Origin of the sequence: Bacillus sp. TH19 (assembly GCF_016651075.1) — a bacterium.
Classification (GTDB): Bacteria; Bacillota; Bacilli; order Bacillales; family Bacillaceae_G; genus Bacillus_A; species Bacillus_A mycoides.
This window is the reverse complement of sequence record NZ_JAEKEO010000007.1, coordinates 1,594,885-1,621,327: the sequence shown is the minus strand read 5'-3', so window position 1 is coordinate 1,621,327 and position 26,443 is coordinate 1,594,885. Positions and strand designations below refer to the sequence as shown.

Sequence of the window (26,443 nt, the reverse complement as noted above, 5' to 3'; positions counted from 1 at the left end):
TTCACTCCTCCTTAAAACCTATGAAACTCAACATTCTCCCCGTCTTACCTTGATCACGACGATGAGAGAAAAATAATTGTTCTTCACAGCTTGTACAAAGAGATGACATTACAATATGTTCTTCTTTTATGCCTGCTTGTACACATAATATACGATTAACTTCTTTTAAATTAATTGCATACTGACCATCAGAAATTACTTTATGAGGAACAGATCCGTTTACTACTTGCTGTGCTGCTGTTAATACACGATCATCAACAACATAACAACATGATCCGATTGCAGGACCAATTGCGACATGAATTTCATCACTTGAAACACCTTCTGCATTCCACTTTTGAATCATTTCTTTCGCAATCTCTGTTACAGTCCCTTTCCACCCAGCATGCGCAAGTCCTATCATATCATGTGATGGTGCATAAAAATAGAGCGGAACACAATCAGCGTAACAAGATGTTAAGAGAACATCTTTGTTAGTCGTATAAATGCCATCCGTTTTTGGAATACCGTCTTCATATGAATAAACGCCTTTCCCTTTTTCTTGCAGTCCTACTTTCTCAACATGATGGTCATGAACTTGTTCAGAGCAAATCCATTTTTCTAATGGTTTTTGTAACTTATTAGCTAAAATGCGTCTGTTTTCATGAACATTCTCCACGATATCATTCACATGTAATCCTAAATTCATCGCATGAAAGGAGCCTGTACTTACTCCACCATCTTTTGTCGTAAATCCAACAGTAATGTTTCCAAGTTCTTTCCACGCTTGTAAATACAGTATACCGTCCGCATATTTAAATGGTTCTCTCATAAAGCGACTCCTTTTAATTAAAATAACAGAAAAAAGTATGGTACTTCCTGTCTATTTTACCATACTTTTATTTTTTCATAATGACAACAGAAAAAAAGAGGAATTTGTAATATTCTTTATGAAATTGTCGGTGTTTGTATTGATTCTGTTACAGAATTAACATGATCTACTTTTACAAGTATGACATCTTCTCCAATTTTCATAATTTGCTCCCAAGGAATCACAAATTCTACTTCCTTCCCAAAGAGTCCAAGCATTCGTGCCTGCTTAGAAATAATAACCGCCCTAATCTTTCCTGTGTCTATATCAATATCAATATCTCCAATATTCCCAAGCCTCTTTCCATCTGAAACATTTACAACATCCTTCATTTGAAACTCCGAAATCCGTATCATATTCATCCTCTCCCTTATATCATGAATCGTAAGTACGCTCTCAAATAAAGTGAAACCTTAATCAGTGGGATTATCCCCATCCCTACTGATTATTAACCCATGCCAATCGGACTTTTACGGGCAGTCCCGCTTCCATCTAACTTTTTACTTCAGCCTAATTTCGAAGCGGATAAACAGTATATAACCGCTACTAATAGAACATCCATTTTATTTTCATTATATGAACCTACCCAATCTACTATGAGCGCAAAATATTATATATAAAAAAGACCTCACCATAACTGGTGAGGACCTTATCCTTGAATCGTCTTATTCATTTGCTTAATAGCAGACTTCTCCAAACGTGATACTTGCGCTTGAGAAATCCCAATTTCTTCGGCAACTTCCATCTGTGTCTTTCCTTGAAAGAAACGTTTTCGAATAATCATTTTTTCACGATCATTTAAACGCTTCATTCCTTCTTTCAACGCCAGTTCTTCAACCCACTGCTCGTCCTTTTGTTTTTCATCCTTTAATTGATCCATAACAAAGATAGGATCTCCTCCATCGTTATAAATCGGTTCAAATAATGAAACCGGATCTTGAATCGCATCTAGTGCAAAAACAATCTCTTCATGTGTCACTTCAAGAACTTTCGCAATATCCATTGCTGTTGGTTCTTTTGAATTTTCAGCAATCAATTTTTCTCTTACTTGCAACGCTTTATACGCAATATCTCGTAATGAGCGAGATACACGAATTGGATTGTTATCACGCAAATATCTGCGTATTTCTCCAATAATCATCGGCACAGCATACGTTGAAAACTTTACATTTTGGCCTAAATCAAAGTTATCAATGGATTTCATAAGTCCAATGCAACCAACTTGAAATAAATCATCAACATATTCTCCTCTGTTATTAAATCTTTGGATGACGCTCAGTACAAGACGTAAGTTTCCATTCACTAATTTCTCTCTGGCGCTTATCTCTCCACTTTGCATTTCACGAAATAATTTACGCATCTCTTCATTTTTTAGTACTGGAAGTTTAGCTGTATCAACACCGCAAATTTCTACTTTGTTTCTCGTCAAAGTGTTCCCTCCTATCGGGAGTTGCTGTACAGTGTAAAGTATTTCCTTTGAAGGGGATTTTATGCATACGGTTTTTCCATCATTTTTCACAAATATCATATTTCCTAATGCACAAAAAAAGAATAAGACCAGTCTAGATACCGACTGGTCTTATTCTTCACACCATTTTATTAAATTCTTTTCGTAATCTTTTTATAATTCTTTTTTCCAAACGAGAAATATAAGACTGTGAAATTCCAAGCATGTCAGCCACATCTTTTTGTGTCTTCTCTTCGCCACCAGCGAGTCCAAACCGAAGCTCCATAATTTGTTTTTCACGGTCATTTAATTGATGCAATGCTTTCATTAAAAGATGACGATCTACAGTAGCTTCTAAATCTTTTGTAATAATGTCATCATCTGTACCTAAAACATCTGATAGTAACAGTTCATTTCCGTCCCAATCAATGTTAAGCGGTTCATCAAAAGAAACTTCCGAACGATTTTTATTATTTCGACGCAAATGCATTAAAATTTCATTTTCTATACAACGAGATGCATATGTTGCTAATTTAATTTTCTTTTCTGGATTAAATGTATTCACTGCCTTAATAAGACCAATTGTTCCTATACTAATCAAATCCTCAATATTGATCCCTGTATTTTCAAATTTTCTTGCTATATATACAACAAGCCTTAGGTTACGTTCAATAAGCATCGACCTCGCAGCTTGATCTCCATTTGGTAATTTATTCAAAAGAACTGCCTCTTCTTCTTTCGTTAACGGCGGTGGCAACGCTTCACTTCCACCAATATAATAAATTTCATCGGTCTTAATTCCTAATTTCAGCAATACTTTATACCAAAGGTATACCAAATAAAATTTAAATTTCACCATATTATCCCGCCTCTCATAATTAAGCAATTACCATCTTTTGCGAAATCAACATTTTCGGATGTACAATGCATTGATACTCTCCATTAGTAGATAATTGTTGTGTATTTAATCCAATCAGTACTTTGTTTACAACAACCGAACTACCTTCATGATAAACTCGCACACAATCTGGCTTAATTGCCCATAAAAATTGATTCTCTACTCCTACTGCTCGGAAAGGAATTAAACGTAGTTTCGTCGCCCATCCAGAATCATTTTCTGGTATTTGAGGAATTTCTGTTTTGGAATAAATTTGTTCTGTTAACCAAGCTGGCAAACAATGTTCTAATGATGAAATATGCATAATCATAACGGGTGTTTTCGTTAACGGGTCATAAAGTTGGTTCCCACTATCAATTAGACCTGCTAATTCTAGTTCCTCTCCAGCTAATTGAATTTCCACTTTCACGATTTGATCATAGTGTATCTTTGTGACCTCTACGCTTTCTATACGCTTTTTAGAAAAATAATAAATTACTGGAAAACCAAAAATAACAAATACCCAACTAATTGGATCACCGTAAGAAACTGATTTAGATTGAACTAATCCATTTACCATTTCGTTCGTTTGCAAAAAGTAATGCGTTCCAATTAATCCTCCACCAACCATAAAGGTTACAAAATAGAAAGTAAAAACAGTTTGTGTATAATTTCTAAATGTCGAAAACCCAAATGCTGTATACACAATAAGTAACGAGTACAATAGTTTCATAATTGGATGTGTCATCATAGAAGCAAAAGGCGTAAAGGCGAAAATAACAATAGTTGAACCTATAAATGCCCCTAACACAAGCCTCCATCTTTTGATTCTCTTTTTTAACACGGTGGCTGTTAATAAAAGTAAAAGAAAATCAATGCAGGCGTTTAACAACCAGACAATGTCGGCGTAAACAACCAAACAATTCACCTCTTTTTTTAAGTTGAGACTAGTATAATGCATATCCAATAGGAAAGTGTGTCAATTGGTGGAGGGGTTTTTTTGTTATTTTGTGATTTCTAGACATAATCTGTCGGTAAAAAATAAAAATGTATTTTTCATAGAATAATATAAATTTCTTACTTGTATACATAATAATTGAATTATATATATACAAAGTTTATCTTGCTATTTGCGGGCAGTAAGACCCTGCCTCAAAATTCAACTATAAAAAAGTACAGAAGTTAAGTGGGAGTCGGGCTAACAATCATTTTCGGATGAACACCCCCGATTAATTAAAGTTTCAATTTATCACAGCTTATGGCTTAAAAATAGGACTGGGCTCTCCATATGCAAAATAATAAAAAAAGATCTGCTTAGCAGATCTTTTCCATTTAGACAACAAAAAAAAGGAGCATGAAAGCTCCTTTTCTTTTATCGTCTACGACGGTTACGTAAGAATGCTGGAATATCGATGTCATCTGAATCTGTATGACGATCATGCACAACCGGCTCTTCACGTTTCATTTCACGCTTAACTTCACGTTGTTTTGAAGGTTGAGCTACTGGTTGTTGTTGCTGTTGTGTGTGATTCGCAGTCGGACGGATAATTGGTTTTGGTGGTTGTGTCGAAGCACTATCATCAAAACCAGTTGCAATTACAGTGACAACGATATCATCTTTTAATCCTTCATTAATAACAGAACCGAAGATCATATTTACTTCTGGATCCGAAGCTGAAGCTACAATGTCTGCTGCTTCTTGTACTTCATATAAACTTAAGTTTGCGCCGCCCGTAATGTTCATAATAACACCTTGAGCTCCATCAATAGATGTTTCTAGTAATGGACTAGAAATCGCTTTTTTCGCAGCTTCAGCAGCACGATTTTCACCATTACCAGAACCGATACCCATTAAAGCAGAACCTCTATTAGACATAATTGTTTTTACGTCTGCAAAGTCTAAGTTAATTAGACCTGGTGTAGCAATTAAATCAGAAATACCTTGAACACCTTGACGTAATACGTTATCTGCTTCACGGAACGCTTCTAACATTGGCGTATTTTTATCAACAATCTCTAATAAGCGATCATTTGGAATTACGATAAGTGTATCTACATTTTCTTTAAATGACGCAATACCAGATGCAGCTTGAGTTGCACGTTTACGCCCTTCAAATGTAAATGGACGTGTTACAACACCAACTGTTAACGCGCCTAGTTCTTTTGCAACTTGAGCAACAACTGGAGCTGCACCAGTTCCAGTTCCGCCGCCCATACCAGCAGTTACGAAGACCATATCCGCGCCACGAAGCGCTTCTTGAATCTGTTCTTTACTTTCTTCTGCAGCTTTTTTCCCTACTTCAGGGTTTGCGCCTGCACCAAGTCCACGCGTTAATTTTCCACCAATTTGCATTTTCGTTTCAGCTTTTGATAGATTTAATGCTTGTGCATCAGTATTCACAGCGATAAAGTCTACACCTTGTACACCGTGTTCAATCATACGGTTTACAGCGTTGTTTCCGCCACCGCCGACACCGATAACTTTTATATTCGCTAATTGATCTTGAGTAGTATCAAACTCTAACATGTCGAAATCCCCCTAGAACCTCATTTTTCGTGTCCAATTTTAATCCCATAAATAACGGAATGCACGTTTTACTTTTGACATCATGCGGTCATCATTTTGATTAGTATTGTTTTGATTACGAGTTTTTTGTTTCGCAGGTTGCTGTTGTACCGGCATTGGTGCTGGTACTGGTTCAAAATGTTCTTGCTTTTCCTGCACATTTTTCCCACGTAATTTAGCTTTTTGATAAGAATGTTTAATTAATCCAACTCCACTTGTATATTGAGGCTCACGAACACCAATATAATCAGGAGTTGCTATACGAACATTTTCATGTAAAATATCGTATGCAAGATCAAGAACACCTGGCATAGAAGCTATCCCACCAGTTAGTACATATCCAGAAGCAGCTTGCTTTACTCCTAACTTATGCACTTCATCTTGAACAAACATTAAAATTTCCTCTACACGAGCCTCTATTATATCCGATAATTCCAACTGAGAATATTGTTCTGTTTGATCGCTTCCCATAATAGGAACCGTAAACATCTCTTCTTCAGATGCTGTATCATAAAAAGCATGTCCATATTTCAGCTTAATTTGATCTGCATTTTCTGTTGAAGTTTTCAGCCCAATCGCTATATCCTTCGTTATATGATCTCCACCTAATGGCAATACGCTCGTTGCTTGCAACTCTCCATCTTTAAAAATAGATAAGGTTGTAGATCCTCCGCCCATATCAACAAGGGCTACCCCTCTATTTCTTTCATCCGAAGATAACGCAACTGTCGCTGCCGCTAAAGGTTGCAGACAAATATCAACAATTTCAAGACCTGCTTTTTCTACACAACGAAGTAGGTTATGTAGTAAAGTTCTCGAGCCTGTAATAAGTGTACCTTCCATTTCTAATCTTACACCGATCATCCCGCGTGGATCGTTAATCTCGTCAAGACCGTCTACAATGAACTGTCGAGGTACCACATCAATAAATTCACGTTCAGGAGCAATTGACACAACTTGCGCTGCATCTAGAACGCGTAAGACATCTTCATTCCCGATTTCACGATCTTCATTTGAAACAGCGACTACTCCGTGACACGGGAGCAACTGTACCTGGTTTGCATTGACACCTACTACAACTTGCTCAATGTGGATACCCACCATGCGCTCAGCTTGTTCAATTGCTTTTTTAATTGATCGAACAGTTTCATCTATATCAACTATCGATCCCTTTTTCAAACCATTTGATTTTACGTTTCCAACACCAATAATGTTTAAGCTATCATTAACCATTTCACCAATGATGACTTTAACATTGGATGTACCGATGTCAAGACTAACATATATTTCATTGCTGTTCATTCTTTGGCACCTCCTTCTTTATTTATACCATACAACTCAATATATGGAACAACAATCGCAACTTTACTATTTATAAGAAAAATATTCAACGTCTTTGTACGTTTCCCTTTTTTAACCCTATATTTTTCTTATTTTTATTTAACATTCATTTAAGAATATCGCAGTAACCTGTGAATAACTGCTCTATCTTGAAATAATTATATTTCAAGTGTAAAGATTACCGCCAAGTATAAGTCTACACTAAGATGTACTTGTAGAAAAGTGAAACTTGTACCAATCCTAGTATGAATCTAAGAAAATTTACATTTTTTTCATCAAATTAAGCATTCTTGCAAATTAGCATCCATATAAAAGAACGTTTGTTTCATTTCATACGTAATAACGCAGTAAAAACTATCATTCTATTCTTTCTTTTCTTCAGCACCTAGTTCCTTCGTATATGCACCCACTTCTAAGTCAATTAAAACCTTCTTACCAGGTTCAATTGTTTTTAAAATAAGTGGATAAGCTTCCATTCGCTTTGCGAAATTTTGAATAGTGGTGCTCACTTCATATCCTTCATTCATATATAAAGTAAGATGATCTTCATTTGCGTTCGTTGGTGTATAACGAATTTCAGAAATAGACCTTAAAATAGTTGGCGTTAATTTTTCTAGTTCTGCAATTAATTCCTTCATTTTTTCCTCTTTAAATGGTTCAAAAATTGGTGCTGCAACTGGAAGCTTTCCGTTCGGAAGTACATCGAGTGTTTTCCCATTTTCTAATAACGGTTGTAATTTCCCATCTTTGTTTATATAGCCAATTGTTAAATATTCTTCGATATGAACATCAATTTTGTTTGGGAAACGTTTTTTTACATTTACCTCTTTAATTTCTTTTCGTTTCGTTAAGTTTTCTTCTGCTTTATGTGCTGTTACTCGGAAATAACTCGTATCATATGTCACACCTGATTCCTTCATAACTTGTTCATCTGTCATATAATGATTTCCAAAGACACTTATCTTTTTTATATTACTAAGCGGAGACCGAAAATAAATTAAAAAGAGTACTAATAAAAATAAAATCGATATGTATAAAATTAACCGATGATTAACAGGTTTCTTATTTTTTTTATTTTGATTCTTTAATTTTGGTACACGATCTTGTAGTTTAATCACTTTACTATTTTTCATGTACGATCCCCCTATGTAACATAAAGAACGGCATGTTCCTCATGCCGTTCTTATCTTCTTATTATAACATAAATGATAATGAGCGGAACGAACAACCGTTATCTTCCAATTATTTCTACTTCTGTATGCATATCAACACCAAATTTATCTTTAATTGTACGCTTTACCAATGCGATTAAGTCTAATACATCTTGCGCTGAGGCCACACCAGTATTAACAATAAAATTCCCATGCATTTCAGAAATTTGAGCTCCACCTATTGTATAACCACGAAGCCCTGATTTTTCTATTAAATCTCCTGCAAAATAGGGGACTGGATTTCGAAATATACTTCCTGCACAAGGGTAATTCCAAGGCTGCGTTTCACGGCGATACTCTTTATTCTTTTGCATGCTTCTTACAATTCCCTCGCGTTCGCCTACCTCCAATTGGAATTCAGCTTCCAAAACAATACCAGGGCGTTTCATTTGCAATACAGATGTGCGATAAGAAAAGCCCATTTCGGTATTCGTCAACCAATTAATTGTTCCATTGTCAAACAAAATACGAGCTTTCGTTAATACACTCGATATGTCGGACTTATGAGCGCCTGCATTCATATACACTGCACCGCCAACACTTCCTGGAATACCACTTGCAAATTCCAGGCCCGCTAATCCCTGTCGACTAAGTAAAGTTGACAATTTAATAAGGGGATATCCAGCACCGACTCTTACTCTATGTTTTTCGACTTCTAAATGGTCTAATCCTTCTCCTAAACGAATAACCACACCTTCTATACCTTGATCAGATACGAGAAGATTTGAACCACGACCAATTGCAGTCCACCTTGTCTTGTACTTCTTTACTAACTCTAGAGTCTTCTCAATACCAGCAACATGCTTTGGTACAATTAAAATATCAGCTGGTCCGCCTATTTTCATAGTCGTGTAACGCGCTAACGGTTCATTAACTAACACGCGACCAACATTTGCTTCTAAAAGCTCTTTTACTAATTGTTCCATAGACAATCTCCCCCATATCAAGTCTCCTTATTACAGTAATATGCGGGGCGTTCACCTAATGTTATTTTTTAATAAGCTTGTTCATTACTTCATATAGCTTATTTGCTGCATCTGGAATACCAAGTTGCTTAGTAGCCAGTTTCATATTTTGTAATGTTTGTGTATCCAATAAAATCTCATCAATGTCACGAATAAGCGTTTCAGATGTTAAATCTTTTTCAAGTAGCATTTTAGCTGCTCCTTTATCAACAACTGATCGTGCATTTTTTTCTTGATGGTTATTTGTTACGTACGGACTTGGAATTAATACACTCGGCTTTCCTAACGCTGTTAATTCTGCAAGCGTTGTAGCCCCTGCCCTTGAAACAACAAGATCTACACCCGTCAGTACCTCTGGCATATTATGAATAAAAGGTTTAATAATAACATTATTCGGATTCCCTTTTTGTTTCACGGCTTCCATAACTTTATCATAATGTACTTCGCCTGTTACATATAATACTTCGTAACTTTTATTCCCAAATTGTTCAATCGCTTCTACAAAAGCATCGTTAATCGGTCTAGCCCCGCGGCTCCCACCAAAAATAAGCACGGATTTTTTAGAAAGGGATAGTCCTACCGAACGTTTTCCTTTCATTCCATTTTGGTCCATTACTTCTGATGCACGTGGATTACCTGTCATAACCACTTTTGACTGTGGAAAATGTTCTGCAGCTGCTTCAAAACAAACTGCAACTTTATCGACATAACGACTTAAAAATTTATTCGTTACACCAGGTACACTATTTTGTTCATGGACAATAGTCGGAATACCTAATTTAGCCGCAGCATATACAACTGGCCCACATACGTATCCACCCGTACCAATCACAATATCAGGGTTAAAACGACGAATATATCGTTTACTATCTTGAACACCTTTTAGGAAACGCATCACGGTTTTTACATTATCAAGAGATATTTTTCGTTTAAATCCACTTATAACAATAGATTGGAACGGAATACCCGCTTTCGGTACGATGGTACTCTCTAATCCATTCTCTGTACCAATGTATAAAAATCTTGCTTCCGGATTTAGTTTTTTTATTTCTCTAATTAAAGCAAGAGCTGGATAAATATGTCCTCCAGTACCCCCACCACTTACTAATACTCGCACTACTGATTCCTCCACTTCCCTGTTCTTATTCAATCGTATTTATTTCTATATACATATTGTATTTTCACACACACACGAAAAACCCTGTCTTTTAAACAGGGTTTAATAGCGAGAATGGCGACTTATATTCAATAATACACCTACTGCCATTAACATTAAGGTCAAACTTGATCCACCATAACTTAAAAATGGCAAAGTAATACCGGTAACAGGCATCAGTCCTGTTACAACACCAACATTAATCATTACTTGAATCGCAATCATCGCCACAATACCTACTGCTAAAAACGTACCATATAAATCTGGCGCTCCTAATGCTATACGAATCCCACGCCATAATAATAGACTAAATAATAATAACACAAATGAACCACCAATAAAACCTAATTCCTCGGATAAGATTGCAAATATAAAGTCTGTTTGTGGTTCAGGTAAATAAAGAAATTTTTGTCTACTTTGTCCAAGTCCAAGCCCAAATAAACCACCAGGTCCAATTGCGAGTAACGATTGGATAATTTGAAATCCACTTCCGAGCGGATCCGACCACGGATCTAAATATGATGTGATGCGTTTCATTCGATATGGCGCTGATGCAATTAACCCTACAAATCCCGCTGCACCAAGCAAACCAAACATTGCAAAGTGAAAGACCCTTGCTCCCGAAATAAATATCATAATAATACATGTCCCAATCATTACCGTTCCCGTACCAAGATCTGGCTGTAACATAATTATCCCAAAAGCAAGAAATACAAAACTAAGAGCCGGTAGTAAACCTCGTTTAAAAGATGTAATTAATTTTTGTCGTTCCGCTAAAAATTTTGCTAAGAAAATAATCATCGCGAATTTCATAAACTCTGACGGTTGGATAGAAAATGCCCCGATTCCAATCCAACTTCGCGCCCCTCCACGAACGAGACCTACTCCAGGAATAAGAACGAGAATAAGAAGAACGAAACAAACTAGTAAAATTACTTTTGAATACGTACGCCATACCCAATAATCAATTTTCATCAGAAAAAACATAGCTACTACCCCAAGACTTGCAAATAACAATTGTCTTTTTGCAAAAAAGAATGAATCCCCCATTTTATAAGAGGCCCAAACCGCACTCGCACTATAAACCATAATCATTCCGATTGTTAACAACGCAAGTGTAACGATGATGAGAATAAAATCAGGCGTTTTCTTCATTACCCATGAACACCACCTCTTTGGGCAGAACCTTTGCCCTATGTAACAAAACATCAGTAGGTGTTAGCCTACTGATGTTTTGATTTACTTTATATAAGTTTATGCACAGCTTGTATAAAAATGTCTCCTCTTTCTTCAAATGTTTTAAATTGATCCCAGCTTGCACATGCTGGTGAAAGAAGAATTACATCACCATCGGTAGAATGAGCATAAGCTTTCACTACTGCATCATCTAAAGTATCGACACTTTCAATTACATCTAATCCTGCTTTTTCTGCCGCTCTTACTAATTTTGGTGCAGTTTGTCCAAATGTCACAATCGCTTTGACATGTTTAAAATATGGAATTAAATCATCAAATTCATTACCACGATCAAGTCCACCAGCCAATAATACAATCGGTTGTGTAAATGCAGATAATGCTTTTTCTGTCGCTAGCATATTCGTCGCTTTTGAATCATTATAAAATTTACGATTATTAATCGTTGTTACATATTCTAAGCGATGTTTTACACCTGTAAAACTTTTTAACACAGCAGTAATTGCTTCATTAGAAACACCTAGTAATTTAGCAATACTCATTGCTGCTAAAATATTTTCTAAATTGTGCTTACCAGGTAAAACAATATCACTTACTTTAACTACTTTTTCGCCTTTAAAATAAAGAGCGTTATCTTTTATATACGCACCATCTTCAATTTCTTTCGTCGTCGAAAATAATACTTTCTGTCCTTTACTATATGCCGATAACGCCATGACATCTGCATCATCTGCGTTAATTATACTATAATCTGCTTCAGTTTGGTTTTTGAAAATATTCGCTTTCGCCAAACCATACTCTTTCTTCGTCCCGTGATAATCTAAATGCGCTTCAAATAAATTTAAAAAGGCTGCAATTTTTGGTTGGAACGATTCCACTCCCATCAATTGAAACGATGAAAGTTCCGTAACGACAACTTCATTTTCTTTCGCCAATTGTGCAACTTCACAAGCTACAGTACCTATATTCCCCGCAATAACTGGGTGCTTTTGTCCTTCTTTTAACATTTCAAACGTTAACATTGTCGTTGTTGTTTTACCGTTAGATCCCGTAATCCCAACAAACGGTGCTGCTGAAATGGAATATGCTAATTCAACCTCAGTTACAATTGGAATTTGTTTTTCTTTCGCCGCCACTAAGAGTGGATTAGAATATGGAATTCCTGGATTTTTTACGACAAGTGAAATGTTTCTCTCCAGTAATTCTAATGGATGCCCACCACACACAACATCCATTCCTTCCGCTTGTAACTCAGCTGCAAGCACATTACCCGCTAATGGTTTCCCATCATTTACAATGACGTTTGCCCCTAACTTTTTTAATAAAGTAGCTGCTGCATAACCACTTTTAGCAATACCTAATACAAGAACATTTTTATTTTGATATTCAGTTACAGTTTTCAATTACATCCACACCCCGATATAAATTCCTAGCACAGCTAATAAAAATCCTACAGACCAAAACGTTACAACAACGCGCCACTCTGACCAACCACATAATTCATAATGATGATGTAATGGACTCATTTTAAAGACACGCTTTCCTGTTGTTTTGAACGAAATAACTTGGATAATAACAGATAAAGTTTCCGCTACGAATACACCGCCAATAATAACGAGTAACAATTCTTGTTTTAACAAAATCGCTACAGCTGCGATAGCACCACCTAAAGCTAGAGAACCAGTATCCCCCATAAATACTTTCGCTGGGTTCGCATTGAATACTAAAAAGCCAAGTACAGCTCCTACGACTGCCATACAGAAAATCGCTACCCCAAATTGTTCTTGAGCTACAGCAATAATACTAAATGCTCCGAATGCAATAGCAGCTGTTCCTGATAATAAACCATCTAAACCATCTGTTAAATTAACCGCATTTGATCCACCAATAAGCATAAATAATACGAGAACAAAATACGCCCAGCCTAATTCAAATTTAACATCAGTTCCTGGAATCATGATATACGTGTGAAATGCTTGCCCTTTTCCAATTAAAAAGAACGCAATAGCAATTACAAGCTGACCAATCAATTTTTGTTTTGATGTTAAACCAAGATTTCTTTTCTTTACTACTTTTATGTAGTCATCTAAAAATCCGATTAATCCGTACCCAAATGTAACTAATAATAACAATGATACTTCTGCACCTAAATTGTTAAATTTAATCGCCATAATAAGCGTAGTCACCATCATAGATACATATATGACAATACCACCCATCGTTGGTGTCCCTGATTTCTTTTGATGTGACTTCGGTCCTTCGTCACGAATACTCTGTCCGAACTTTAACTTTCTTAAAAATGGAATAAATAATGGCGAAAGGGCAACAGAAATTAAAAATGCTACCCCAGCCGTTACTAATAAACCTTGTTCAAGCACATGTAGTCCTCCTCTCATGCTGTTACACTTCGTTGTTTAAACGCTCCGTGATTGCTTCTTTAGCAACTTCACGATCGTCAAAATGATGAACTTCTTTACCAATAATTTGATACGTTTCATGCCCTTTACCAGCAATAATAATAATATCTTCTGCTTTTACTTTCGAGATAGCGGAACGTATCGCTTCTTTTCGATCGACAATTACTTCATAATTATTCCCATTCACATCATTTACCATATCATCTAAAATAGCCTTCGGATCTTCACTTCTTGGATTATCTGATGTATAAATTGCATGAGTTGCATATTCGGTTGCGACACTTGCCATTATTGGTCTTTTCGTTCTATCTCTATCACCACCGCAACCAACGATACAATATACATCGCCTTTTGCAAACTGTTTTGCTGTTTTTAGTACGTTCTCTAAGCTATCAGGTGTATGCGCATAGTCAACAATAACTGTGTAATTTTGTCCACCATCTACAACTTCAAAACGTCCAGGAACGCCAGCAAGCTCTTTAATTACATCAATAATTGTTTGTAAGCTCACTCCTGAAACAAGACCTGCTGCTGTAGCAGCTAACACGTTGTATACATTAAACTTACCAATTAATTTCATCGTAACATTTACAGTTTCATACGGTGTTACAAGTGTAAATGTTGTACCGCCACTCGTCATTACGATATCTCGTGCCATAATGTCGCTTGCAACATCTATACCGTATGTTACAACAGTAGCTGCTGTACTTCTCATATACTCTTCTGCTACTGGATCATCACTGTTTAATATAGCGTATTTTTCACGATTATGATGATAACTATTGCCAAGCTGTGCGAAAAGCAACCCTTTCGCATGTTTATATTCTTCCATCGTTTTATGATAGTCTAAATGATCTTGTGTTAAATTCGTAAATACTGCAACATCATAATCGCACCCGTGTACACGGCCAAGATCTAAAGCATGAGACGAAACTTCCATTACTGTGCTATCCACACCTTGTTCAACCATTTTTGAAAATGTCTGTTGAAGTGTTAGTGCATCTGGTGTTGTATTTTTCACCTCAAATGTTTCATCACCGATTTTCATATTAATCGTTCCAATTAGCCCTGTTTTATGACCATGTGCGCGCATAATTTCATCCATAATATGCGATGTTGTTGTCTTTCCATTTGTACCTGTAATACCGATTAAATGTAACTTGTGTGTTGGTTGGCCATAAAAATAATCAGCTAAAACCGCTAGCGAACGAAAAGTATTTTTCACAAGTACAACTGGAACGTCAACATCAATTGGTCTTTCCGCAACAATAGCAGCCGCTCCTTGTGCGGCTGCTTGCTTAGCAAAGTCATGGCTATCAACCGTATATCCTTTCATACATATAAATAAGCTTCCCTCTTTCACTTTACGTGAATCCGCTTCAATAGATGTTATTTCTGGATTTTCTGTTGGAACAACTGGAAAATCATGCAAACATGATACAAGTGTATGCAACTTCATTTCACTAAACCCTCTCTACATTGTTTATTTATCTCTTATTTTAGCAAGTAACACGTTACCTCCTAGTTATATAAAAATAGGAGGTAAGTGCTACTATAGTCTAATCAATAGATTTATTTATTAATGAGACACTTATCGTCTCAAGTAAAGCAATTTTTCTATAAAGAACTCACTTCCACCAATTGTACCATAAAACACAATCAGTTACCTTTAATTCCCGAAGTAAATTCTAACTTTTGAACCCTCTTTTACTTTAGCTCCTGCTTCTGGTGATTGTTTAATTACTTTCCCACCATCACCACTTATATCAAGCTTCAAGTCTACAAGTTGCGTTTGTAAATCTTTCTTTTTCATACCAATTAAATTCGGAACTTCCACAGTTGGTGTATCGCCCCATTTATATTCTTTCTCAACTTGCTCTTTTCTCGGTTCCACTCCCATTACAGGAAGTGCGTCACGAAGAATATTCCCAACAATAGGTGCTGCTACAACTCCACCAAATTGAGTGACTCCTTTTGGATTATCCACTGCTACATAAACAACAATTTGCGGATCGTCAGCTGGAGCAAAACCGATAAATGATACAATATAGTTATTATCTAAATATTTTCCATCTTTCACCTTTTGAGCAGTTCCAGTTTTTCCACCTACACGATATCCATCAATATAAGCCCCTTTACCCGAACCTTTCGCTACAACATTCTCTAATGCGTAACGAACTTTCTCTGAAGTTTCCTTGGAAATAACTTCCCTTTTCGCAACAGGTGTCTTTTTGCTGACAACTTGATTATTCTTCGGATCAATAAATTCCTTCGCTATATATGGCTGATACAAAGTTCCACCATTTACAGCGGCTGCTACAGCTGCTACTTGTTGAATCGGTGTAACAGAAACACCTTGCCCAAATGAAGTCGTCGCTTGCTCGACTGGACCAACTTTATCTAAATTAAATAAAATCCCGCTACCTTCACCTTGTAAATCAATTCCGGTCTTCTGTCCAAACCCGAAATTGCGAATGTATTTAAACAATCGATCTTTACCAAGCCGATCACCGAGTTCAATAAATCCTGGGTTACAAGAGTTTTGAACTACCTCTAAAAACGTTTGGCTACCATGGCCTCCAGCTTTCCAACACCGCAATCTAGCTCCACCAACTTCAGCTGCCCCATCATCATAAAATGTATCTTTCTCTAAGTCTACTAAATTTTCATTCAAGGCTGCAGCTAATGTAATAATCTTAAATGTTGACCCCGGCTCATACGTACTCCATACAGGTAAGTTTCTGTTATATACTTCCGGAGAAACACTTTGGAAATCTGCTGGATCAAAACTTGGTCGACTTGACATACCTAAAATTTCACCATTTTTCGGATTCATTGCAATTGCTATCATACCGTCAGGATTATACGTTGATTCCGCAATATTCATTTCTCTTTCCATAATCCTCGTAATGCGTGAATCAATTGTTAATCCTAAATTCAAGCCGGCTTCTGGTTTTTTGAAATCATCTCCAACGTTAGGCATTCTCTGTCCTTTCGCGTCTGCAAAAAATCGCACATGACCTTTATCACCATTTAGCTCTTTATCATAATATTTCTCTAGTCCCATAAGCCCTTGATTATCACTGCCCGCAAATCCTAATACGTGTGATAAAAAATTACCGAATGGATAGTACCGGATAGAATCCTCTGCGATGTACACACCCTTTAAACTTAATCCGCGTACTTCTTTCGCTTTGTCATGCGATATTTTCCTTCCGCCTTTATCAAGCCTTACAATCGATTCTTTTTTTGTAATCCGCTTATAAACATCATCTTTTTCCACACCTAATACTGCAGCTAACTTCTCTGCAGTCTCTGCTGGTTTTTCAATTTGCCTCGGCACAACAAAGACGGTCGGTGCACTTTTATTCGTAGCAAGCTCCACACCATTTCGATCTAAAATTTTCCCTCGCTCTGGTTCAAAAGTAATATTACGACTCCATGAATCCTTCGCACGATCCGTTAACATATTTCCAAGAAAAAATTGCACATATCCAAGACGAATATCGATAATGGTGAAAATGAGTATACCCGATATAAGTATAAAAATAAGTCGTTTTCTAACTGTTACATTTGATACACGCATATTGGAACAAGCCTCCCTTACGCCTAGCTTGTTCCAATATATGCTTGTACTTATTTAATTAGAACTTCTTCCCTATTACCATTATGGCTTTTCTGCTTCTTGTTGCGGTTCAAGTGGTGGTACGAGTGTTACACCTAATTCTGTACCAGGTTGCAACAATGTCCCTTCCGCCACACTTTGTTCCGTTACATATCCTGTACCAGAAGGTTTTAAGTTAAGCTTTAATGTTTTTGCTAAATTCATAACATCACGCAGTGCCCATCCCTGTATATTTGGCATTGTAGGCTTATCTCCTACTAAGAAGACTCGATCACCCTTTAATGTTTGTTCAGTTGCTTTTGGCACTTGCTGCTGCACTTTACCTTCACCTAATACGATTGGACGAAGTTTTGCTTTATCAATTGTTTTTTTCGCTTCTTCCATCGTTTTTCCGGTTACATCTGGAACGACAGTTTGTTGTTCTTTCACATATTTTTTCGGGTCTTTTACTTCATTCGGCTTAATCTTTAAGTACTCTAAGCTATTTTTCGTTACATATTTAAAGATATCAGCTAAAGGTTTAGCCCCGTTTTCATCATCTTTTAATTTTGGTTGTTTAACGGCCACATACACAACAAGTTGCGGATCGTCCATCGGTGCCATACCTAAGAATGAGAATATATAATTCTCTCTTCCCGTCATATAGCCACCTTTCCCGTCAGGAATTTGTGCTGTACCTGTTTTCCCCCCGACTGAATATCCATCAACTTTATATGCAGTTCCTGTTCCTTTCGGTGATGTAACAACACGTTCTAGTAATTGCCTTACTTGTGCGGCTGTCTCTTTGGTAACAGGTTTTCCTACTTCTTCTGGTTTATGCTCTAGCTGTACTTTACCTGTTATTGGATCCACAATTTTATCAATTGTATAAGGTTTCATCATTTTACCATCATTTGCAATTGCTGTTGCAGCTTGTACAAGTTGAATTGGTGTAACTGTAGAACCTTGTCCAAATGCCGTTGTTACTTGTTGTATTTGTTGATCAAATAAAATTGTATTTGACCCTTCACCAGATAAATCAATGTTTGTTTTTTCATCTAATCCAAAACCGTGAATATATTTTCGAAAACGCTCTGGACCAAGTTTTTGATCCCCTAAAATTGCGAACGCTACGTTTGAAGATCGCTCTACCCCTTCATCAAAAGTAATAGAACCCCATCCGGCGCCGCCGTTATGATCTTTTATTTTGCGATTACCAACTTGATATGTACCAGACTGATAAAAGTCTTGCCCATTGTATACACCTTCATTAATGGCCGCCGCTAATGTGAAAATCTTCATTGTTGATCCCGGTTCAAACGCATTTGCAATGGCGTCGTTGAAGAAATATTTAATTTGACGATCATTAGGGTCATAACTAGGTTTACTAGACATCGCTAATATTTTTCCTGTCTTCGGATCCGCAACAATCCCTATTAAATTTTCTGGTTCATAATGTTTACTCGCTTCTTTCATTGCGTCTTCTAAATAACTTTGAATACGTTGGTCAAGCGTTAAATACACATTATCTCCATTTTTAGGTGCCTTTACATTCACTTTCCCACCGTCAAGAGATACTCCTTTACGGTCACCTGTATAAGCTACCTCACCATTAGAAGCACCTAAATATTTATCCAAACTCTTTTCTAAGCCAAATTGACCGACTGAGATTCCATTTTCATCAGGTTTCGCATGACCTATGACGTAAGATGCAAAATCACCGTTTGGATAAACTCTCGCATTTTCGGTAATAAAAGATATTCCCGGCAATTTCAATGCTTCTATTTGTTCTTTCTTTTCTTTCGTCAAGTCTTTACCCAATGTTCCAAATTCCACTTGACTTTTGCCTTCTTTATTTAAAGTAGCTAAAATTTTATCTTCATCTTTTCCGAGTACTCCTGCGATTTTCTTTGCAGTATCCTCTTTATCCTCAACAGGCTTAGCACCTTTTAATTCCGCTACCATTCTATAGGAATTTGCGTCTTGTGCTAGCACATGACCATTTTGATCATAAATTGTTCCTCGATTCGCTTCGAGAACTCCCTTTTTACTATGTTTCTGCTCAGCAAGTTTCTTCAAATCATGATTGTCCACTGTTCCTGTTGCTTGTATGTAAAAAAATCGGGCTAATAACAGCAAAAAGAGCAGGAGGAAAAATATCATAAAATAACCTGCTCCCTTATTGGTATGAAATTTGGTCATATTTCTCTTCATCTTTTCTTCACACCTATTTGCCTTACTTTAGGCCTTTCACATTATTCGCATTAATTTCTAGCCCGTGTTTTTTTGCAACTTCAGCGATACGTTCATAACGACTTAACTTCTCTACTTCAGCCTGCAATTCTTGATTTTCCTTTTGTTTTTTCACAATTTGTTCTTCTATCGTCGCTGCTTCTACATTAACTTGATATAGACCCGCTTTATTCCCAATAAAAGCTACACAAGCATATAATAAAAACCCAATAAACGTTACGTACAATAACTTTTCAATTCTTGTAATTTTCGTTTTAACTTTTGGCTTAACCATCTGCTGTGGCGGCGCTTGAATTTGTACCTCTTCTTGCGCCTGTTGTTTATACTTTACAGCTAAATTAGTCATACCTCTCTCTCCTTTTTATCGTTTTTCAGCGATTCTCAACTTCGCAGAACGCGCTCGATTATTTTCTTCTAATTCAATGTCAGAAGGTAAAATCGGTTTCCTTGTAATAAGCTTTAATTTCGGCTTAAATTCATCCGGAATAATCGGTAGTCCCTGTGGTAATTGCGGCGTTGTGCTATTTCGCTTAAACGTCGTTTTACAAATACGATCTTCTAAAGAATGGAATGTTATAACACTAACTCTTCCACCAGGCTTGACCATATCAATTGCAGATTCCAACGCTTCTTCAAATACTTTTAATTCATCATTTACAGCAATACGAATCGCTTGAAATACTCGCTTCGCAGGATGTCCACCTGTTCTACGTGCCGGAGCTGGAATACCTTCTTTAATTAATTCCACTAATTCTCCTGTCGTTTCAATAGCCTTATTCTCGCGATAAGCTTCAATTTTCCTTGTTATTTGCTTTGAAAATTTTTCTTCTCCGTATTGGAAGAAAATTCTTACGAGTTGTTCATATGACCAGCTGTTCACAACATCATATGCTGTTAATGGGGCATCTTGATCCATCCGCATATCTAACGGTGCATCATGATGATAACTAAAGCCACGCTCTGGTGTATCTAATTGTGGGGATGAAACACCTAAATCGAATAAAATTCCGTCTACTTCTGTGATACCTAATTCATGTAGTTTTTCAGATAAATAACGGAAGTTGCTCTTCACTGTTACAAATTGTTCACCATAAGAAGAAAATTTTTCCTTCGCATTTTGAATCGCTATTTCATCTTGATCAAATGCTATTAACTTTCCACCATCTGTTAGCTGAGATAATAAATAAGAACTATGTCCTCCTCCACCCAGTGTACAATCTACATATGTACCACTCGGTTTTATATCTAAGCCATCTACTGTTTCTTTCAAAAGTACTGTTACGTGTTTGAACATTGCTGCACCTACTCTTTTTCCAATTAATTATGTTAAATACATTTCTCACTCTACAAACACAATTTACTACTAGAGGATGAAATGCTACTAAAGAACGACTCATTTAACTTCCAACAAGGTAGTACGCTATACAAATCGCTATTTTATTTTATTATATACTAAATTTTATCATTTTTTGCGGGAATTTAAACAAAAACCTGTCGAAAAAGATATTAATCCGTTTACATTTTGTGCTATTTTGTCATATATATATACCTGATACATAGCGATTCATTACATTAACATAAGATGGATAATTCAGAAATATTTCACTTCACAGTTAATTCAACAGAATAAAAATAAAATCCTGCTCAAAAGAGCAAGATTCTATAGTTTTATTACATGATGTTTTCCATCCCACGAAAAAGATTGTTCCATTACCCGGTCAACAAAATCAAGGCCGAACTGATTTAAATAGTAACACACATTCCACACACGTTCTTGCGGTGCTCCTAATGGACGAAGCGCGAATTGTAAACGGCGGAATTTATTCAGTTGAACCTCATGTTTCTTCTCAACATTTCTTTTCAACATTTTTTCTAACAGTTCAATTTGCTCATTAATTTTCAGTTCATTTTTCCCCGCAAACTCATTTAACCCTGGATCTATTTTTTTCACGAATTGTTGTAATGATGTATGAATATCCATTATTTCTTTTTTCGCTTCTATAAATCGCTCGTCTATCGGTTCCTCTATTTGATTAGAAAGCCAATTGTCACGCAGATTATCTATATTATTTAGAAATGGATCAATTTCTTGCAAATCTAAATCATATAAATCTGTCGCTATATCTCGCTCCATATAAGTAATTGTAAGCCGCGGAACAACAGGTGGCATTTGGAAACCTGCCGTATGAAACACTTGTTGCAATTCACTCCAATAAGCTAACTCCCCTGGACCGCCAATAAACGCTAACGTAGGAAACACATATTCTTGCATAAGAGGGCGCGTTACAACATTATTACTAAAACGTTCTGGACTTCTTTCCATCTCTTCCATCAATTCTTCATACGAAAATGAATGCACTCCATCTTTTCCAATAAACTTCCCTTGATTCTCTTCAAGCAATACTCGCTCATTATCAATTTCCATAAATATATGCACTGCATTTGTCTTCGTTTCAATAATCGGTTTAAATCCTAATTCCTTAAGTACTTCCTGTTGATTACGAAGCCCTACTTGAATTTCTTTATATTTACTTATAATTTGTTGTAAAAACGGCACTTCTAATTTTCTTAATGCAGGATGATGTGAATCTACAAGAATTAAACCAGAATTTGCGAACATTTTCGTAATAAGGTGCGCAAAGAAATCTACATATGTATGCGATTTACCTAAAGCATCATCAACAAATTGTAATACATCCTTTGTAAAATTCGTTTCCGGATATGTTTTAAAAATCTCTTCGACCCATTTTCTACAGTCTTCAATAGAAAACTCAGACTCAGAAGCACTCGCCTTTTTCGGATAACGATCATGAAAAATGGTCTTTTTTATTTTTTTATTTTTCGTTACAAATGTATGATTAATTTCATCCATATCATGGTCTTCACCAGCAATCCAAAAGACAGGAACAACCCGAACCCCTAAGCTCTCTTCTTTTTCTTTTGCAAGCTGTAAAATTGAAATGATCTTATGAACTGTATAAAGCGGACCAGTTAATAACCCAGCTTGTTGTCCAGCTATAACTACATATGTATTTTCATCTTCAAGCGCTTTTATATTTTGAATTGTAAATTCTCCCGCTTGCAATTGTGTATTATATTCTAATAAATGCGTTACTAAATCTTGACGGAAAAACTCTCTCTCACGTAAATCATGTAAACGCTGTTTAAAAGCATCCTCTGTTAACAGATAATCAAAACATGACTGTATCTCTTTTTTACCGTTCATATAGTCCGCTACAACACCTTGTAGTGGAACAGAGATTTCTTTTATCTCCATATAATTCTTCCTTTCGTATCCTGTTCTCTCACCAACCCACATTGTATTCAATGTTTCACGTAAAAGCAAAGAAAAACACTTATAATTCCATTCCTTTTATTGCATTGAACAAAAATTGAAGTGTCGGAACAGATTGTTGTTGTTCCTTAGCTTCTTCTAATACATATCCAACAATCGCATTAACTTCCGTTTGTCTATTCGCTCTTACGTCCGCTAACATAGATGAAGTATTATGGGATGTTTTTTCACATACTTGGCATACCATTTTCCATAGCATTTCCTTATCTTCTTCTTTAACAAGAAATGCAACTTCCTGAAATACTTGCTCCATCATTTGATAAAAAAGTGGGTTTGAAATTAACTCCCCGTTCTCAACCCGCAATAATGCCGTCAACGGATTAATACATACATTGACTACTAATTTATTACGCATAATCCTCTTCCAATCATCTTCTATCTGAATCGGAAAATAATCAAAAGGAAAACAATTAAATACCTTTTTAAAACAACTAGATTGACCACGCACTACACCAAACTTTGTAATACCTATTCCAGTATGACGAACTGTATGTCCATCCTCTTTTTTTGCACCATGCTCCACAATCCCGACTGCTATACGTTCATTTCCTATTTTTTGCATAACGTGAAGATGTGACATTCCATTTTGCAAAAAGATTAATGACGATTCTCCCTGCACAAAAGGTAATATATCAGTTACATGATATTGCTTTACAGCAATAAATATATAATCTAACTGTTTATCCAGCATACTTTCTATCGGTAAAATAGATGGAAATACCGTTTCACGTTCTCCATTCCTAATACAAGTTACACCCGTTAAGTTTAATTCTTCTGCTTGCTTATCGTTTTTTGTAAACAACGTAACATCTTGATTACTTTTTTGTAAATAAAATGTATATAGGAGACCAATAGCTCCCGGTCCAACAATTCCAATTTTCATCTTCACACAAAGAACTCATATTAACAAGTGATATAAGTTCCCTTGCCTTTCCCCCTTTATATCTTATTAAATTACAATTACATAGTTGAGGATTCAATTACCTTTTAACAAATGCAACCTCTTCTTTCACTACGTATATACTACCTATATACATAGTTCCATTCTTAGTTTAGCAAATCCTCAAAAAAATAATGAAAGAAATATTCTATCTTCTTCATAAAAATTTAAAAATGAGTTATAATATTATTATAAATATTTTAACTTTTCTGCATTCAACAAGATAAGAAAAGGACGTGATGTAATGGGATTCCCAAAAGTTGAACGCTTGCTCATCAATTATAAAACATTAGATGAATTTAAAAAATTTAAAGGGTGCGGAGCTCAAGAACTATCCATGTTGGAAGAATTACAAGCAAACATTATTGAAAATGATAGTGAGTCTCCATTTTACGGTATTTATTATGGTGGATCGCTAATCGCACGTATGAGTCTATATATGAAAAGGAACGGCGGAGAACCATTTGAAATTACAGGTACTTACCTAGAACTTTATAAACTTGAAGTATTGCCGACTTTTCAAAAACAAGGATTCGGACAAATGCTTGTTAATTATGCGAAACAACTACAATTCCCAATTAAAACGATAGCACGTATCCAGTCATCTGGTTTTTGGGATAAATTAAGTTTCCAGCCAGTATCAGTAACTGATGGTGATTTTTATATTTGGCATCCAGAAACAAATTCGAATGCGATTACAAACGAAGAATCTGCATAAGAAACAAAAAAAACAGCTGTTACGCAGCTGTTTTTATTTCTTTAATTTTTCTAATTCTCCATTCGAGCGAGCGCCATTTCTTTCCGCTACCATTACACTTCTTTTTTGATCGATATAATCAAGTAATGTTCTATATTCTTCCTCATATACTGATAATCGCTCCAGAAGATGTTCTTTCTCTGTTTGCAACGATTCAATTTGTTGTTGCAACACCATTAAAGAGCTTTCATCTTTATAATTTCGCAAAAATTCAATAACATCATTCAATGTAATTGATGTAGGCTCTAATACCTTTGTCTCTTTCACTTCATAATTTTCTACTTTACGAAGTTGCTTTGCTTCTTCAATACGTTCTTTGTATTGCTTTCTAACATAAGAATTCCACCTAAATCCACATGCTGCTGGTGTGCGAGACAAATGTCTCCCCACTTCTTTAAAGGCAGAAAGTTGCGTTCCACCTTCTTGAATATGCCGGAGTACTACTTCTGCCAGAAGCAAATCTTCATCATCAGTCCAAGCATCTTGTCTTGTTGTCGCCATCTCTCTAGTCCTCCCTATGCATTTTTTATTAAGCATATGCAGTTACTAGAAAAGATAGAATACAACAAATAAAGAATAAGACAAAAAAAATAAACGTAGAAGATATCTTCTACGTTTATTTTCCCGCAATTACTTGCTGATTACTTCTTTACCTTTGTAAGTACCGCATGCTTTACATACACGGTGAGCTAATTTCGCTTCACCACAGCTTGGGCACTCTACCATACCAGGTACTGATAATTTGAAATGCGTACGACGCTTTCTTTTTACTGTTTTAGAAGTTCTTCTAAAAGGTACAGCCATTCTTCCCACCTCCTTAAAAGAAATAGTTATTTTCATATGAAGGCCTAAACCAGTCTTCCGATTATTTGTCAAAAAACTTTGCAAGTCCTGCTAATCGTGGATCAACAGTCTTTTCTTTGTTTTCTTCCGAAATCACTTGCCAGTCTTGACCTTGCATCGGTGCTCCACCAGAAACATCATCACTGAAAATTTGCATTGGAATCTCCAAAAGTATATTTTCCTTGATTACGGGCAGTAAGTCAAGTACTTCTCCTTCTAAACAATGAATTTCAGCTTCTGTTTCAAATTCTTCTTCCGAAGTTTGGAACACCTCAGTTGTTTTAATGTCAAATGGTAATGTCACATCTACTAAAGAGCGAGAACATGGTAAAACCATGCTTCCAGTTATATGTAGATGAAACGTAAACTTACCGGAGCCAAAATCAACTCTTCCTGTTACATGAGCAGGATTAATTTCACGAATATCTTTCTCGACCTCTTTTAGCTCACTTACATCTACCATTTCATTTAATGTCAATCCTTTATTTCTCAATTTATTCAATTGATGGATGGACCATTTCATATCATATCACCTCAAGGCAACAAACAAAATTATAGCTAGCCATTTTATATTTGTCAATGTTTTTTCTTTACACTATAATGAAGTCATCATAGGAAATAATATATAGACTATCACGTTTTCCAAAAAGATGCTACATCGAAAGGA

General features: G+C 36.1%; 24 protein-coding genes. 1 reads left to right on the top strand and 23 read right to left on the bottom strand.

All coding sequences use genetic code 11. From position 1 onward, the window contains the following. Position 1: 1 nt before the first annotated feature. The 20 genes from pgeF to panE all read right to left on the bottom strand — a co-directional run bounded on the left by pgeF (position 2) and on the right by panE (position 24,125). A complete protein-coding gene (gene pgeF / locus JFU54_RS12290; RefSeq protein WP_002128855.1) occupies positions 2 to 811 on the bottom strand; it encodes a peptidoglycan editing factor PgeF in 810 nt (269 codons plus the stop codon). A 116-nt stretch (positions 812 to 927) separates the two neighbouring features. Next, positions 928 to 1,206 carry a YlmC/YmxH family sporulation protein gene (locus JFU54_RS12285; RefSeq protein ID WP_012261605.1) on the bottom strand — a complete coding sequence of 93 codons (279 nt, stop codon included), beginning with the start codon at positions 1,204 to 1,206 and terminating at the stop codon, positions 928 to 930. Positions 1,207 to 1,499: 293 nt separating this feature from the next. Beyond that, a complete protein-coding gene (gene sigG / locus JFU54_RS12280) occupies positions 1,500 to 2,279 on the bottom strand; it encodes an RNA polymerase sporulation sigma factor SigG (RefSeq protein ID WP_002014725.1) in 780 nt (259 codons plus the stop codon). A gap of 157 nt (positions 2,280 to 2,436) precedes the next feature. Further along, entirely contained in the window at positions 2,437 to 3,156 is a 720-nt protein-coding gene (gene sigE / locus JFU54_RS12275; RefSeq protein ID WP_002128857.1) for an RNA polymerase sporulation sigma factor SigE, read from the bottom strand. A 19-nt stretch (positions 3,157 to 3,175) separates the two neighbouring features. Further along, a complete protein-coding gene (spoIIGA, locus tag JFU54_RS12270; RefSeq protein WP_002165147.1) occupies positions 3,176 to 4,093 on the bottom strand; it encodes a sigma-E processing peptidase SpoIIGA in 918 nt (305 codons plus the stop codon). 453 nt (positions 4,094 to 4,546) lie between these two features. Then, positions 4,547 to 5,701, bottom strand: coding sequence for a cell division protein FtsZ (gene ftsZ / locus JFU54_RS12265; protein ID WP_002014730.1), 1,155 nt, complete (start codon positions 5,699 to 5,701; stop codon positions 4,547 to 4,549). Between the two features lie 39 nt (positions 5,702 to 5,740). Next, the gene (ftsA, locus tag JFU54_RS12260; protein ID WP_002014731.1) at positions 5,741 to 7,042 is read right to left on the bottom strand and encodes a cell division protein FtsA; all 1,302 of its coding nucleotides are present in this window, start codon (positions 7,040 to 7,042) and stop codon (positions 5,741 to 5,743) included. A gap of 401 nt (positions 7,043 to 7,443) precedes the next feature. Next, the gene (gene divIB, locus JFU54_RS12255; RefSeq protein ID WP_002014733.1) at positions 7,444 to 8,214 is read right to left on the bottom strand and encodes a cell division protein DivIB; all 771 of its coding nucleotides are present in this window, start codon (positions 8,212 to 8,214) and stop codon (positions 7,444 to 7,446) included. 98 nt (positions 8,215 to 8,312) lie between these two features. Further along, a complete protein-coding gene (gene murB, locus JFU54_RS12250; protein ID WP_078184358.1) occupies positions 8,313 to 9,218 on the bottom strand; it encodes a UDP-N-acetylmuramate dehydrogenase in 906 nt (301 codons plus the stop codon). 61 nt (positions 9,219 to 9,279) lie between these two features. Continuing rightward, positions 9,280 to 10,374, bottom strand: coding sequence for an undecaprenyldiphospho-muramoylpentapeptide beta-N-acetylglucosaminyltransferase (murG, locus tag JFU54_RS12245; RefSeq protein WP_002088269.1), 1,095 nt, complete (start codon positions 10,372 to 10,374; stop codon positions 9,280 to 9,282). Positions 10,375 to 10,476: 102 nt separating this feature from the next. After that, positions 10,477 to 11,568: a stage V sporulation protein E gene (gene spoVE, locus JFU54_RS12240; protein ID WP_002014736.1), complete on the bottom strand. Its 1,092-nt coding sequence runs from the start codon at positions 11,566 to 11,568 to the stop codon at positions 10,477 to 10,479. Between the two features lie 89 nt (positions 11,569 to 11,657). Next, positions 11,658 to 13,010, bottom strand: a complete 1,353-nt coding sequence (gene murD, locus JFU54_RS12235) for a UDP-N-acetylmuramoyl-L-alanine--D-glutamate ligase (RefSeq protein ID WP_002142942.1) — start codon at positions 13,008 to 13,010, stop codon at positions 11,658 to 11,660. Further along, positions 13,011 to 13,985: a phospho-N-acetylmuramoyl-pentapeptide-transferase gene (gene mraY, locus JFU54_RS12230; RefSeq protein WP_002014738.1), complete on the bottom strand. Its 975-nt coding sequence runs from the start codon at positions 13,983 to 13,985 to the stop codon at positions 13,011 to 13,013. A gap of 22 nt (positions 13,986 to 14,007) precedes the next feature. After that, the gene (murE, locus tag JFU54_RS12225; RefSeq protein WP_002014740.1) at positions 14,008 to 15,483 is read right to left on the bottom strand and encodes a UDP-N-acetylmuramoyl-L-alanyl-D-glutamate--2,6-diaminopimelate ligase; all 1,476 of its coding nucleotides are present in this window, start codon (positions 15,481 to 15,483) and stop codon (positions 14,008 to 14,010) included. A gap of 210 nt (positions 15,484 to 15,693) precedes the next feature. Next, positions 15,694 to 17,610, bottom strand: a complete 1,917-nt coding sequence (locus tag JFU54_RS12220; protein WP_002014741.1) for a stage V sporulation protein D — start codon at positions 17,608 to 17,610, stop codon at positions 15,694 to 15,696. Positions 17,611 to 17,691: 81 nt separating this feature from the next. Next, entirely contained in the window at positions 17,692 to 19,842 is a 2,151-nt protein-coding gene (locus tag JFU54_RS12215; protein WP_085960814.1) for a penicillin-binding protein, read from the bottom strand. Positions 19,843 to 19,864: 22 nt separating this feature from the next. Further along, positions 19,865 to 20,227, bottom strand: coding sequence for a cell division protein FtsL (ftsL, locus tag JFU54_RS12210; RefSeq protein WP_002014745.1), 363 nt, complete (start codon positions 20,225 to 20,227; stop codon positions 19,865 to 19,867). Positions 20,228 to 20,242: 15 nt separating this feature from the next. After that, a complete protein-coding gene (rsmH, locus tag JFU54_RS12205) occupies positions 20,243 to 21,175 on the bottom strand; it encodes a 16S rRNA (cytosine(1402)-N(4))-methyltransferase RsmH (protein ID WP_002014746.1) in 933 nt (310 codons plus the stop codon). A gap of 366 nt (positions 21,176 to 21,541) precedes the next feature. Further along, complete coding sequence (bshC, locus tag JFU54_RS12200; RefSeq protein WP_002128861.1) at positions 21,542 to 23,158, bottom strand: bacillithiol biosynthesis cysteine-adding enzyme BshC; 1,617 nt, start codon at positions 23,156 to 23,158, stop codon at positions 21,542 to 21,544. Positions 23,159 to 23,237: 79 nt separating this feature from the next. Continuing rightward, complete coding sequence (panE, locus tag JFU54_RS12195) at positions 23,238 to 24,125, bottom strand: 2-dehydropantoate 2-reductase (protein ID WP_201064509.1); 888 nt, start codon at positions 24,123 to 24,125, stop codon at positions 23,238 to 23,240. 295 nt (positions 24,126 to 24,420) lie between these two features. Here panE and JFU54_RS12190 point away from each other — a divergent pair, with 295 nt between their 5' ends. Further along, on the top strand, positions 24,421 to 24,894 hold the full coding sequence (locus JFU54_RS12190) for an N-acetyltransferase (RefSeq protein WP_002014751.1): 474 nt from the start codon (positions 24,421 to 24,423) through the stop codon (positions 24,892 to 24,894). Positions 24,895 to 24,927: 33 nt separating this feature from the next. Here JFU54_RS12190 and JFU54_RS12185 read toward each other — a convergent pair whose 3' ends face one another. From JFU54_RS12185 to JFU54_RS12175, 3 genes are all read right to left on the bottom strand, one after another. Beyond that, positions 24,928 to 25,434, bottom strand: coding sequence for an RsfA family transcriptional regulator (locus JFU54_RS12185; RefSeq protein WP_061674434.1), 507 nt, complete (start codon positions 25,432 to 25,434; stop codon positions 24,928 to 24,930). A gap of 129 nt (positions 25,435 to 25,563) precedes the next feature. Further along, positions 25,564 to 25,737, bottom strand: a complete 174-nt coding sequence (rpmF, locus tag JFU54_RS12180) for a 50S ribosomal protein L32 (RefSeq protein ID WP_001984764.1) — start codon at positions 25,735 to 25,737, stop codon at positions 25,564 to 25,566. A gap of 61 nt (positions 25,738 to 25,798) precedes the next feature. Continuing rightward, the gene (locus tag JFU54_RS12175) at positions 25,799 to 26,299 is read right to left on the bottom strand and encodes a YceD family protein (RefSeq protein ID WP_002014753.1); all 501 of its coding nucleotides are present in this window, start codon (positions 26,297 to 26,299) and stop codon (positions 25,799 to 25,801) included. Between the last annotated feature and the right edge of the window lie 144 nt (positions 26,300 to 26,443).

What these genes read in the sequence shown, in the direction of transcription:
- pgeF (WP_002128855.1), bottom strand. Translation starts at nt 811, where the DNA reads ATGAGAGAACCATTTAAATATGCGGACGGTATACTGTATTTACAAGCG.
- JFU54_RS12285 (WP_012261605.1), bottom strand. Translation starts at nt 1,206, where the DNA reads ATGATACGGATTTCGGAGTTTCAAATGAAGGATGTTGTAAATGTTTCA.
- sigE (WP_002128857.1), bottom strand. Translation starts at nt 3,156, where the DNA reads ATGGTGAAATTTAAATTTTATTTGGTATACCTTTGGTATAAAGTATTG.
- ftsZ (WP_002014730.1), bottom strand. Translation starts at nt 5,701, where the DNA reads ATGTTAGAGTTTGATACTACTCAAGATCAATTAGCGAATATAAAAGTT.
- ftsA (WP_002014731.1), bottom strand. Translation starts at nt 7,042, where the DNA reads ATGAACAGCAATGAAATATATGTTAGTCTTGACATCGGTACATCCAAT.
- divIB (WP_002014733.1), bottom strand. Translation starts at nt 8,214, where the DNA reads ATGAAAAATAGTAAAGTGATTAAACTACAAGATCGTGTACCAAAATTA.
- murB (WP_078184358.1), bottom strand. Translation starts at nt 9,218, where the DNA reads ATGGAACAATTAGTAAAAGAGCTTTTAGAAGCAAATGTTGGTCGCGTG.
- spoVE (WP_002014736.1), bottom strand. Translation starts at nt 11,568, where the DNA reads ATGAAGAAAACGCCTGATTTTATTCTCATCATCGTTACACTTGCGTTG.
- murE (WP_002014740.1), bottom strand. Translation starts at nt 15,483, where the DNA reads ATGAAGTTGCATACACTTGTATCATGTTTGCATGATTTTCCAGTTGTT.
- JFU54_RS12220 (WP_002014741.1), bottom strand. Translation starts at nt 17,610, where the DNA reads ATGCGTGTATCAAATGTAACAGTTAGAAAACGACTTATTTTTATACTT.
- JFU54_RS12215 (WP_085960814.1), bottom strand. Translation starts at nt 19,842, where the DNA reads ATGAAGAGAAATATGACCAAATTTCATACCAATAAGGGAGCAGGTTAT.
- ftsL (WP_002014745.1), bottom strand. Translation starts at nt 20,227, where the DNA reads ATGACTAATTTAGCTGTAAAGTATAAACAACAGGCGCAAGAAGAGGTA.
- rsmH (WP_002014746.1), bottom strand. Translation starts at nt 21,175, where the DNA reads ATGTTCAAACACGTAACAGTACTTTTGAAAGAAACAGTAGATGGCTTA.
- bshC (WP_002128861.1), bottom strand. Translation starts at nt 23,158, where the DNA reads ATGGAGATAAAAGAAATCTCTGTTCCACTACAAGGTGTTGTAGCGGAC.
- JFU54_RS12190 (WP_002014751.1), top strand. Translation starts at nt 24,421, where the DNA reads ATGGGATTCCCAAAAGTTGAACGCTTGCTCATCAATTATAAAACATTA.
- JFU54_RS12185 (WP_061674434.1), bottom strand. Translation starts at nt 25,434, where the DNA reads ATGGCGACAACAAGACAAGATGCTTGGACTGATGATGAAGATTTGCTT.
- rpmF (WP_001984764.1), bottom strand. Translation starts at nt 25,737, where the DNA reads ATGGCTGTACCTTTTAGAAGAACTTCTAAAACAGTAAAAAGAAAGCGT.
- JFU54_RS12175 (WP_002014753.1), bottom strand. Translation starts at nt 26,299, where the DNA reads ATGAAATGGTCCATCCATCAATTGAATAAATTGAGAAATAAAGGATTG.